Source organism: Bacillus sp. 105MF, from assembly GCF_000374885.1.
GTDB classification, from domain to species: domain Bacteria; phylum Bacillota; class Bacilli; order Bacillales; family Bacillaceae_G; genus Bacillus_A; species Bacillus_A pseudomycoides.
Genome location: NZ_KB895629.1, coordinates 1 through 11409 on the forward strand (window position 1 = coordinate 1; position 11409 = coordinate 11409).

Sequence of the window (11409 nt, forward strand, 5' to 3'; positions counted from 1 at the left end):
AAGAGCTTATTCAACAATTTAATCCCACAATGGTTATTGTTGAGCATGATAAGGCATTTCAACAAACAGTTGCAACAAAAACTATATCTATATAGTTCAAAGTGAGTGATTGAAGATATAATCAGTAAATCAAGTCATTAAACTATAGGGCGCTTTAATGGAGTGATGAAAAAAGCCTAATTTCTCTACAATAAATTGAGAAATTAGGCTTTTTAATAGGAAAAGTAGGATACATATTAACAGAATGCACTCATAAATGGGAATATGATATAAGACCATAAGGTTTTCCTACTATTCCCTTTAGGGGGGAGTGCCAAGTAATGATGTTATTTGTTGTATATGAAGAATTAACTATTCTTTATAATTATAGTGCAGAGCTATTAGATAAACACTTTCCTACATATAGGCCACTTGCTGCTGCTTGAGATAATGAATGAGTAATACCTGAACAATCTCCAATTAAATACAATCCAGTAATAGTTGTTTCAAACCTTTCATTGATTTTAATCGTAGGAGCATAAAATTTCCCATCAATTCCATATAGTAAAGTATCCTTATCGATAGGTTCTCCGATAAATTGTTCTAAACGTAGCAAAAATTCTTTGAGTCCTTCAATGTATAATTGAGGGATTTCTTTATTAAGATCTCCATAATCCCCCTGTAGTGTAGGTTGTATATGATTATATTTCATCATCTTTTCCAAGGTAGGTTGTCCCTTCAATAAATCCTCCAAACGCTGTACAACAATTCGATCTCGTCCTTGGTTAATTCCTTTTATAATTGTACTCGCGTATAAATTTGCTTCTGTCAGAGTAGGGAAATAACGTGGGATAAATAACGTGAAATTTAAGTTAGAAGTGCCGGTTTTTTGTTCTCGAAAATTTTGTCCATCAGGCATAACTAAACCTTCTTCATACTTACGAACAATACGCCCTTTGGGGTTCATACAATAGGTAGTTGCTGTGAAATTGTCATCTTGATAAGAGAGTTTTGTTTCAAATGTGTCTTTTAATATTGAGCGTAATTGATGTTCTTTCATCTCTACTCGAATACCTAGGTCTACACGGGTCTGCTCCTGAGCAATTTCAAGGGAAGAGCACATTTCTTTTAACCAATCCGCCCCGGAGCGTCCAGTTGCAAATACTAATTGCTTAGAATGAACTATTCCTTGATTTGTAGTAATTTTAAAATATTGTTTCTGTTTAACAATATGTTGTACATTTATGCGAAACTGGATATCTATCTTGTCACGTAAATATTTGTAGAGTTGCTGAAAAATGTCGATCGAAAGTGTAGTGCCTAGATGCCTTACTTGTGTTGTTAGCATTTGTAAACCACATGCTTCGGCTTTTTTGGTGATATTTGGATTGTATGTGGAGTATTTTAGAATTGAATTTCCACCAAAACGACATAGGATCTTATCTACTTCATCCATTAGTTTTATAAAAACTTCTTTACCTATTTTTTTCTCAAGTTCTCCTCCAAACCCGTTTGTGTAATTAAATTTCCCTTCAGATTTTCCTAGACCACCAAAACCAAAATATTTGTCACATGCATTACAGTTACATAATTCCCCTTGTTCTAAAGGACAATTTCGATATTCTAATGGCTTACCTTTATCAAGAATTAAGATATTTTTGTTGCTTTGGGCTAATGCATAAGCCATAAAAACAGCGCTTACTCCAGCACCGATGATTGTAACATCATACATATTTTTTCACCTGCTATTGAATAGTTTGCTTGCTATTTTCCTAGTGTATAACAAATTTTCAACGTTTGGAAATGGCTCACATTGATTAGAGAGGTGAATGTTTTTTTATCTTAATTTTCAGAAGGATCACCGTATGTAATATAAAATGCTTTAAAGTCCTTTGAAAGATATATTCTCATAAAATCAATAGAGTAATGCAAAAGTGGAAGGTACTACAGCAGATTTAAATAAATTCTATCAAAAGGTCGTTACCTCCATTCGTGAAGTAGACAAAGAAACACCCATTATATTAGATTCAGGTCTATACGCCACTCCTTGGGCTTTTAAATATCTGAAACCCGTCAAGGATAATAAAACGCTGTACGCATTTCATATGTATGAGCCGTATGAATTAACAAGTCAACGAGAAAATCAAAATAAAGAGTATCAATATCCTGGGATTGTAAAAGTAGGAGATTTAGAGAAACCTGTTATGTGGAATAAAAAGGGATTAGAAAAATTTTCGCATCCTATTCACCAGTGGTCTAAGAAAAATCATGTACCATCTAATCGAATTATTGCTGAGGAATTTGGAATTAATCGTACTGTTCCAGGAGCCACTCAATATATGAAAGACCTTATTTCTATATTCAATCAAAAAGGTTGGCATCAATCGTTCTACGCATTTCGTGAAGATACTTGGACAGGAATGAATTATGAACTCGGAACAGGAAAGATAAAATGGGACGAAGAAGGTAAGCCAATACGTCAAGAGAATCCACTTTGGGATGTATTGAAAAATGATTTGCAATCTCACAAGAAGTAAAAATGTCATTAAAGTTAAAAAGGGTGGTACGGGATTATAAAAAAGAACGCAATCCCACTTTTGGGATTGCGTTCTTTTTTGTTAATAATTCAACCTGTATCACCGTCGGCTAAACTTTGTATAAGATTAGTAACTGTTTGAGTTCCAACTGAAGTATGTGTGCTTACTGCTAGAAATGTAATCAACAGCATTCCTAATAATACTTTTTTCACTTTAACGCCTCCTTTTTAAAAATTTCTTTTTTAGCTTCATAACTTAAATAGAAATATTTGCTTCCTTGTTCAAAATTTCCTTCGTTATGAAACTGAACTGCTAATGCCTCGGTATATTCTTGAACGTACTCCCATAATCTTTCTGTTTTAAAGTAGTCCATTCCTGCTAGTACTCCTTTTTCTAGTTTTTCAGCAGGAGATTTTTTGTTCATTTCTCTTAGGATTGTAAAGCGATATTGATACTCTTTGTTACCTAAGTCATTGCAGATGGTTAACCCTTTTTCAATGAGTTGGGATGCAATTTCTTCTTCTTTTAGTTTGACATGTTCTTTTGCTTTAACAAAAATTGCTTTGTAATGATGAGGCTTCTTCTCAACAACTTCTGATAAATATCGAATTGCTGAACTAGAAATATTTTGACTGGCATACATTAAACCCAAATTATGACGAACTAATAAGATTGCTTTTTCATTTTCTTGCTTTTGGAATGTCCCCATTGCCGTAATAAAATATTCTTCAGCAAGTTCAAATTCTCTTAAATGTGTACAAGCTAAACCTAATAAATTATCGCAATAAGCTGTTTTGAGTTCATAACCAGTGTGTTCAGAAAATATATCTCTAGCTTTCGTCCCATACTTTATGGCTAAGAGTGCTTGGTAAATATGATAATGATATGTTGCTAAATTATAGTAAAATTCAGCTTGTTCAAGTTCATCAGAGATGTGATTAAGTAATACTTCAGCTTTATCATAGTGCTCTTTAGCAAGATTATAATTACCGATTGCGTTAGAATGAATAGCTTTATAAAAATGATAGTAGTAAGCTAGGGAATTATCAGTTGGCATATCAAAGGATTCAATTTTATCAAAACTATTTTTTGAAATACTCAAATTATCTACTAAATAGTTATATCCGAAATCTAGCAGGTAATAGTAGAGTAATAAGCTTGAGTCTGCCTTTTTATTGGGAATAAGAGTATCAATTTCTTCTTTTAAACAATGGGCATTATTTATATTACGTGAACGTATTTCTTGATACCAATTATTTAATAGTTCTTTAATTTGTTCATTCCCCTTAACTTTGACATTCATGAAAACCCCTCCTTTTTCAAATATTCTTATAAATAATAATAGCAGGAATACAATGTAATAGAAATTAAGTTTCTATATTTCTCAACATTTGTCTAACAGTTTTATTTTTAAAGCAACAAATAACCAAAAGTTGTGTTTATTGACACGCCTCTCCTAAAAGTGGGAGCGCTGTCGCACCGTAGTGAACTTTCTCGTTCGGAACATCTGTAATCGGTCAAATCTAGAATAATAACGAAATTTCTAAGAGATTCAAATGTGGAAATATGGGGGGAATGAGGAAATCTAAAAGAGCAAATACATTAGTATTATTTTCTGGTCATACAAAAGGTATTTACGATGATCGTTGGAATGAAGATACACTATATTACACGGGAATGGGGAAAGAAGGGGATTAAGTTCTAGAAGGAAATCAAAACAAGACTCTACATGATTCTAATGAAAATGGAGTAGGCGTTTATTTATTTGAAGCGTTTGAAACAGATAAACATATCTTTATGGGGCAAGTAAAGCTTATAGAGCAACCTTTTCAAGAGATTCAGGAGGATACGCAAGGAATCAATAGAAAAGTATGGGTTTTTCCAATCCAGTTATTGGCTAAGAATGTAGTACTTCCTCAGAATATTGTTCAGATTCGACAAGAGCAAGAAATGAAAAAAGCAAGAGGATTAAATTATGAAGAACTAAAGGACCGTGCTACAAAGGTAATATCTATTAGTAACAAACGATTTACAAAAAACGAAAACATATCAGCGTAATGAATATGTAGCTGAGTTGGCTAAGAGGCGTGCACAGGGTATATGTGAATTGTGCGAACAGCATGCTCCTTTCAAAGATAAATAAGGCAAATTGTCATCGCAAGTTACATGTGTTAAATAAAAATGAAGATGTTGCGAAATTAAAGAAAAAGCTAGAGCAGAATAAAACGGGAAGATGAGATAACGCAAAAGAATGAAACGATATCAAGGAAGTGATTAGCGATGAAGAAAAAAGTATCGGTTGTTGGAGCAGTAATATTCAATGAACAAAATGAAATACTATGTGCATTACGTTCTCCTACAATGTCATTACCTAACTATTGGGAATTTCCTGGTGGGAAAATTGATGAAGGAGAAGCGCCGGAAGAAGCACTATTACGTGAGATTAAAGAAGAGCTAGGTTGTTTTATTACTGTAGGTGAAAAAATAGAAGAAGTTGAGCATGAGTATGAGAATATTATTGTTCATCTAACTACATATAAAGCATACATAGAGTCCGGTGTGCCTAAAGCACTTGAACATGCAGAACTCAAATGGGTTAATGTTAATAATTTATTAGAGCTAAAGTGGGCCCAAGCGGATATTCCGACTGTAGAGGTCTTGTGTTTATAATTTAAAATGTTGGGTCTATTATAACGAAAAAGAAACCGGATTTGTACTGAACTGCATCCCAATTGTTAATTGTGTCTAACAATTGGGGTGCAGTTCAGTAATCGGAGTCGATTTTATTTATTACATAGCGCGCCTAGTCCGTTTTAAATAGAATCAGACGAAAGTATAGGATCTACAGGATGAACCACACCAACAAACTCACGATTTCTAACTTGAGCTCTTGCTACATGAAAATAACCCCCTACATTCGCTACAATTCGGTAATGTATCGGGTCTGGCGGAAATACCGTGTCTCCCGGTAAATCCACCCACGAAAACGTAGAATTAAAGGTATAGAGCGTCTCGTCACCCGTATTAGTTCTATAGTTTCCGGATACAAGTATATCTGTAAGTGGTACATCATTACGGAATAGCTGATACGTAATGGCATCGACACTAAAAGTAACTTCATCTCCTGGAACGGCAAAAATTTCTGTACCGATTGTTGCATCTAGTTGAACGCGTGCTCTTTGTCCTGCTACTGCTTCGGTGGGAACTCATAGCTCCATAATCGTGATATTGCTCGCATTTTCCGGAACGGAAACGGAACCAGGAACTGAACAAGAAATCGCAGTATGGTTACAATTTCTTCCGTTATTTAAGCTCACGAATAATCACATTCCTTTACTTATGAATTACGCATAATACAATAGATGGAAATTTATTTCATTTCGCTTGTATATTTACCTACCGTACATGCTATGTGCGATAGAGTACCTCGTAAAGGGAGGTGTTTTTTGTTTAATCGAGACTTCAGACCCACTTCACACCCACTTTACACTCCGTTAATATCCATCTGTTAAAATTTTATATGTAAGGCGAAAAACAAACGCAAAAGGGGGGCTTAATAATGGTGCAAACACATTCGAACTTATACGAAATATCAATGTCAGGCGGACAGGAGTTAATGTGGTATAACGTGGAGGTCAAACAAGGTAAGCATACATACGAATTCGAAATCTACCGAGTGAGTGATACCATTTCGGTGTTTTATGTAGATCAGTTCGAAAGACAACTGGCAATAGCTAGTACCGAAGAAATGCTGATGATGTTAGTTTACGAGGAAGACAAGATGCGTTATAGAAACATCGTAGGGGATGCGGAGTGGCTATTGCTGGACGGTATACATAATCATCGAGGAATGACGAGTGAAGAGGAATCAGCGTTTTTGTACCTGAAGGAAAATGTATTGGATGAAATGGTAGCAAAATTGGAAGCGTAAAAGAGAACCGCCTATATAGGCGGTTTTTTGTTTCGTTAGTTTCATGTATCTAATGATATATTAAACTAACTGATAATGTATTTAACCAAAATACTGTGAGTAAAAAAATAAAATGAGGAAAATTAGTGTTTTACCTAATAATCTATTAAGTAAATCTACAGGAATAAAGAGTTCACCGAGTGTAATGTTTTTGAGATTATTTAAATTTTTCTTTTTTAATAAACCTTTTAACGTTTGAAAATCTATCTTATTTGAAAAAGACCAACCTGGCTTAGCTTTTGTATCTGAATTTACCTTAAAAATAACATGAATACCATAAGATTTTATACCACTTTTATTTAATAATAGAATGAACCCTAAGATGATTAACCAAGTCATTTTGAGCACCTCGCTTTGATATTTAATATTATGATATTAAATGCGTTGAGAAAGTGTGCTGTTGTCCATGAAAAATGTTGCGAATTTGTTGCGATTATGTTGAGAATAATATGATACTACTATTGATTTTGAAGGCCGAGAAGACTTTCGAAATTTTATTTTGCTAGGCACCTGAAAAATCTGTGTATCAAAAAATAACTTTAGGTCTTAAAAATGCTGTATCGTTAGAAAATTATATTACAGGATTAAAACAAGTTTTACTAAATGTGAAAAATATCCAAGAGCACCCAGCCTCTACACTAGCAACGTTTCTCGAAAAAGGAGCGTGACGGTTCTCAAAAGAAATTGAAGAAATGTATCCATCACCGAAAAATGGATTAAAATCCTTTGTACAAAGGGAGCTTTTATCTGGTAGCTAGCAAATTAAAAAAATTTTTGGTGAACTTTACATTGAGAAATATTGAAAATGGGAGTGATTGAAAATGGCATATCTATTACAAGTTGATTTTCCGTTTGAAGGTCCTTTTGGTGAAGAGATGGCAAAAGCATTTTGGGATTTAGCAAATAGTATTAACGAAGAAGAAGGGTTCCATTGGAAAATATGGACAGAAAATCAAGACACAAAAGAAGCTGGAGGTATCTATGTATTTGAAGAAAAACAAGATGCTGAAAAATATGCTGAAATGCATAGAAACAGACTTCAATCGTTTGGTGTTAAAGATATTAGGGTAAGAATTTTTGACATCAATGAAAAGCTAACCAAACTTAATCATGGTTATGTTAAATAATGAGGAATACGGCACGGCATTCTCGACAGTTGAAGTAAGGGAGTGATTATTATGAAAGGGGTTAAAAGAAAAAATATAATTATCTTGGTATGTCTATCGGTGTTAGGTGGCTTAATATTTCTTTTTACATCTAATAAAGATTCTAAGATTGACGATTTTCCTGTACCGATGTCAGCCATTTATATTAAAGAGGATAAACCGAATGTTTATAGATATTATAGTATTATTCCTATAAACGAAGCTAAGGGATGGAAATATCTTGGTGAAAATGGTCATACTATAGAATTTCAAAAAGGTAATAGAAAAATAATTATTTTGCATCTACCAGAGGATAGAAATTATTATTTATATGAAGAACAATAGGGTCAATATACTATTTGTAAGTTGAAATTTAGTGGATATTTTCTATAGAAGTTATATATAAATATTAATGGTAAGATGTTTGAATCTTAAATGTATCGAAGGATATAATAGATGTCGAAGTGCAGGAAACTCGAATATTTAGTCCTACTGGAAGAACCGGCGGACATTGAACTATAAAGAGCGTTAGCAATATTGCTCTGTAGTTTGGTGTTCGCTTTTTTATATTTTATTAATAAAATAGACAAGGAGTGTTTATGTATGAATCAATTAACTTTCTTGCCAAAGATTGATCGTAAAGCAACGCATGCTCGCTTAGAAAAGATTCTTGAAGACGTTCGTATTTATAGACAGTTTGGGATGATCAGAAATGAGGGTTACAGCTTCTTGTGAAATAAGATATTATGGCCCAACAAAAATGGTAGGTAAACTAGCTGAAGAAGTTGCTTTGGCCAATTTGGAATTGAGTAAGCGTGAGGAAAGATAAAAACGTCTATCTTTTCAGATTGATAAGACGTTAAGTCGTTTTAGTAAGAATCAGAGAGACATTATTATAAAGCGTTATGTAGAAGATGAAGAAGTATTTGACTACATGGTTTATAACGAGAGTGGCATGAGTGAGTATATAGATAGACGTAATAAGTCTATCTAGCTTTTGCTCTTAGGTTAGAAGTGTATGAGATAGAAAGTCAGTATGGAGGGGATGATCTATGAATTTTGTTCAACCTATTCGTGATCCAGATCAAATACAACAAATTAAAGAGCACCTCAAGGAAAAGAATGAGCGTAATTATATTCTTTTGGTAATGGGAATTAATACAGGATTACGTATTAGCGATATTTTCAAATTGAAGGTAGGAGACTTAAAAGGTAGTCATATTTCAATGAGAGAAAAGAAAACAGGAAAGCAGAAGCGTATTCAATTGACTCCAGCATTGAAAAGAGAATTACGATGGTACATTGAGGAAAGAGAAGATAATGAGTATTTTAAACTTAATAATAGAGAAGATTATTAAGTTTGAAATTGAGTATGATAAAAAGAAGACAATTATTAGTGATTGATATAATTTAGTTTAGATATCTTATTCGGTCATACCAATAAAGGGGATTTTGGCATACAGTAATTACATAATATGAATAGTTGTGGAACGGTTCCTACAATTTATGAATTTTTTATACCTGCGTGTTAGTTGTATTGAAGTTAGCTAGTTCTTCTTTCACTATGTTTAATATCACATTTTTGCCTTCTTCATTAAGGGTAGCTAAAATACTCCTAAGCAAACTAATAAATAGTTAGAATTGCTCCTGTCATTTCTCATGGAAGTTACTAAAGAAAGTATGTTATTAATTACAGATTCAAAAATTAGTGCATTATTATCAATATTAAATGAAAGCTCCTCCTTGTTTTTTTGATCTTTCCTTTCGATTTGTTTATGTAAATCTCTCATCCATTTACTTTCAAAAGTTTTTTTATGAATAAGCTGGTCTCCTTGATAAGCAGCATTTAAAGGGTGCCGCTGTTTAGTACATAATGGTGGTATGATTTTCCTCTGAATAAGGAACTTATTCAGCTAACGGGCGCTTTAATTGAACAAACTGCTAAAGCTAAAAGGATCTTCAATCAGAAGATCCTTTTAATATGCCTATAATGAGACGTTATGTTAACCTAACCTAACATGACAATGAGAATAGCTGGTTTTAAAAATATTTAGAAAATCCAGTTGATGGCATATCTACTACGTGTTACGATATACTTGTAGTAAGTCACACTTGATACTGACACCACTGAATAGTTAGGTTGCAAAAAAATTTAAGAAAAATAGTGGACACTTTCTACTCGGTGATACAATATACATGTAATAAGTAATACTGAATAGATTGATTTCCCAAAAGTTATTTAGTAAAAATTCACCTTAGTACTCTGTTATACTGAATATAAGTCAGACAAAATAGAGGAGGGAGAGGAGGATCTAAACATGGAAAATTTAACTGAAATGCTGAAGGGTTCGCTGGAAGGCTGCGTGCTGGAAATCATCAGCCGCCATGAAACCTATGGCTACGAGATTACCCGCCGCCTGAACGAGCTTGGGTTTACCGAAGTCGTGGAAGGAACGGTCTACACCATCCTCGTGCGATTAGAAAAGAAAAAACTGGTGAACATGGAAAAAAAACCGTCAGATATGGGGCCGCCCCGCAAGTTTTACTCACTTAATGAGGCTGGCCGCCAGGAACTTGAATTGTTTTGGAAAAAATGGGATTTTGTATCATCAAAAATTAACGTCTTGAAGTCAATCTAGCTTCATAAGATATTACGTCCGATATTTTTGGAGTGTCTTGTTCAGCTTTATAAAAAAGGAGGAAAAATAACATGATGGAAATGTTCAAAAAAATGATTGGTGATAAAAAAGAGTACAAAATGATGATGGCACGGGTTGGAGCCCTGCCAGAGGACTACCAGTTTGTATTTAAGAAAATTCAAAACTACATGTGGAATTTCTCAGCGGGCAACGGGATGGATATGCTACACATACAGTATGAATTAATCGAGTTGTTCGAAGCCGGTGCGGCGGAAGGTAGACAAGTGCTGGAAATCACTGGGGAGGACGTGGCGTCCTTTGCTGACGAACTAGTGGCAAACGCTAAAACCTATGTCGCCAAGTATCGTGAAGATTTGAATCAGAGTATCATGAATCGATTGAGAAAAAAATAAATGCAATAGATAATACCAACTGATTAGCTGATTACAAATGTGAATTGTCGCCATCGCTATTCAGTTATATTTTTAACTCTGTACTAAGTAATACGGATTATCAGTAAGACTAAATAGGAGAGTGTAGGCAATCTAGCTTCGCAAAACATTTTTTATAAGGAGGAAAAAAGTATGAGCAATGCAGCGATTTCTGTAAAAGGGTTAAAAAAAATCTTTTAAAGACAAGGAGGTCTTAAATGGGGTGGATTTTGAGGTGCAGCGTGGCTCCATTTTCGCATTGCTGGGCTCAAATGGAGCGGGCAAGACGACGACGGTCAACATCCTCTCGACGCTGGTGAAGCCAGATGGCGGCGAAGTAGGTATTTGCGGCTTTGACGTACAGCGTCAACCGGGTTATGCTCGCCAGAGCATCAGCCTGACAGGACAGTTCGCAGCTTTAGACGGCATGCTCACCGGGCGGGAAAACCTGATGATGATAGCCAAGTTGCGGGGAGTTTCCAATCCCGCTCAAGTCGCTGACAATCTGCTTGCAAGATTTAGCCTGACCGATGCGGCCAACCGCCGGGCGGACAAATATTCCGGCGGGATGAAGCGCCGGCTTGACATCGCAATGAGCCTGATCGGGACGCCAGCAGTCATTTTTCTCGACGAACCGACGACAGGGCTTGATCCCGAAGCGCGGATTGAAGTTTGGGATACCGTCAAGGAGCTTGCCGGCGGCGGCAC

Annotated in this window: 12 protein-coding genes and 5 pseudogenes; 13 read left to right on the top strand and 4 right to left on the bottom strand. The window is 34.9% G+C overall.

Going from position 1 to position 11409, the window contains the following annotated elements; all coding sequences use genetic code 11:
- Nucleotides 1-95: pseudogene (locus tag C564_RS35845) on the top strand (ABC transporter ATP-binding protein); the annotation flags it as partial.
- Between the two features lie 269 nt (nt 96-364).
- On the opposite strand, the gene C564_RS0130020 reads toward C564_RS35845, so the two are convergent.
- The gene (locus tag C564_RS0130020; RefSeq protein WP_018768006.1) at nt 365-1711 is read right to left on the bottom strand and encodes an NAD(FAD)-utilizing dehydrogenase; all 1347 of its coding nucleotides are present in this window, start codon (nt 1709-1711) and stop codon (nt 365-367) included.
- A gap of 196 nt (nt 1712-1907) precedes the next feature.
- Between C564_RS0130020 and C564_RS33030 the strand changes: the two are divergent.
- Nucleotides 1908-2516: pseudogene (locus C564_RS33030) on the top strand (cellulase family glycosylhydrolase); the annotation flags it as partial.
- An 89-nt stretch (nt 2517-2605) separates the two neighbouring features.
- Here the strand turns inward: C564_RS33030 and C564_RS38130 are convergent.
- The gene (locus C564_RS38130; protein ID WP_018768008.1) at nt 2606-2728 is read right to left on the bottom strand and encodes a hypothetical protein; all 123 of its coding nucleotides are present in this window, start codon (nt 2726-2728) and stop codon (nt 2606-2608) included.
- A complete protein-coding gene (locus tag C564_RS0130035) occupies nt 2725-3819 on the bottom strand; it encodes a response regulator aspartate phosphatase (protein WP_003209465.1) in 1095 nt (364 codons plus the stop codon). Before C564_RS0130035 ends, C564_RS38130 begins: the two co-directional genes overlap by 4 nt.
- A gap of 272 nt (nt 3820-4091) precedes the next feature.
- Between C564_RS0130035 and C564_RS0130040 the strand changes: the two genes are divergently transcribed.
- The 4 genes from C564_RS0130040 to C564_RS0130065 all read left to right on the top strand — a co-directional run bounded on the left by C564_RS0130040 (nt 4092) and on the right by C564_RS0130065 (nt 6447).
- Nucleotides 4092-4214, top strand: a complete 123-nt coding sequence (locus tag C564_RS0130040; RefSeq protein WP_231382374.1) for a restriction endonuclease — start codon at nt 4092-4094, stop codon at nt 4212-4214.
- A gap of 99 nt (nt 4215-4313) precedes the next feature.
- Nucleotides 4314-4574 (top strand): hypothetical protein, encoded by a 261-nt coding sequence (locus tag C564_RS0130045; protein WP_018768010.1) that lies wholly within the window; start codon nt 4314-4316, stop codon nt 4572-4574.
- 222 nt (nt 4575-4796) lie between these two features.
- A complete protein-coding gene (locus C564_RS0130055; RefSeq protein WP_018768012.1) occupies nt 4797-5186 on the top strand; it encodes a (deoxy)nucleoside triphosphate pyrophosphohydrolase in 390 nt (129 codons plus the stop codon).
- Nucleotides 5187-6075: 889 nt separating this feature from the next.
- Nucleotides 6076-6447, top strand: a complete 372-nt coding sequence (locus C564_RS0130065; RefSeq protein ID WP_018768014.1) for a hypothetical protein — start codon at nt 6076-6078, stop codon at nt 6445-6447.
- A gap of 81 nt (nt 6448-6528) precedes the next feature.
- On the opposite strand, the gene C564_RS0130070 is transcribed toward C564_RS0130065, so the two are convergent.
- A complete protein-coding gene (locus C564_RS0130070; RefSeq protein ID WP_018768015.1) occupies nt 6529-6825 on the bottom strand; it encodes a hypothetical protein in 297 nt (98 codons plus the stop codon).
- A gap of 482 nt (nt 6826-7307) precedes the next feature.
- Here C564_RS0130070 and C564_RS0130075 point away from each other — a divergent pair, with 482 nt between their 5' ends.
- From C564_RS0130075 to C564_RS33990, 7 genes and pseudogenes are all read left to right on the top strand, one after another.
- Nucleotides 7308-7613: a monooxygenase gene (locus C564_RS0130075; RefSeq protein ID WP_003203177.1), complete on the top strand. Its 306-nt coding sequence runs from the start codon at nt 7308-7310 to the stop codon at nt 7611-7613.
- Between the two features lie 51 nt (nt 7614-7664).
- Entirely contained in the window at nt 7665-7976 is a 312-nt protein-coding gene (locus C564_RS0130080) for a hypothetical protein (protein ID WP_018768017.1), read from the top strand.
- Between the two features lie 258 nt (nt 7977-8234).
- Nucleotides 8235-8687, top strand: a pseudogene (locus C564_RS37920) (ArpU family phage packaging/lysis transcriptional regulator).
- Nucleotides 8684-8959: pseudogene (locus C564_RS0130090) on the top strand (tyrosine-type recombinase/integrase); the annotation flags it as partial. The pseudogenes C564_RS37920 and C564_RS0130090, both read left to right, overlap by 4 nt.
- Nucleotides 8960-9949: 990 nt before the next feature.
- Nucleotides 9950-10270 carry a PadR family transcriptional regulator gene (locus tag C564_RS0130095; protein ID WP_018768018.1) on the top strand — a complete coding sequence of 107 codons (321 nt, stop codon included), beginning with the start codon at nt 9950-9952 and terminating at the stop codon, nt 10268-10270.
- Between the two features lie 71 nt (nt 10271-10341).
- Nucleotides 10342-10683, top strand: a complete 342-nt coding sequence (locus C564_RS0130100; RefSeq protein WP_018768019.1) for a DUF1048 domain-containing protein — start codon at nt 10342-10344, stop codon at nt 10681-10683.
- Nucleotides 10684-10854: 171 nt separating this feature from the next.
- Nucleotides 10855-11409 (top strand): annotated as a pseudogene (locus tag C564_RS33990) (ABC transporter ATP-binding protein); the annotation flags it as partial.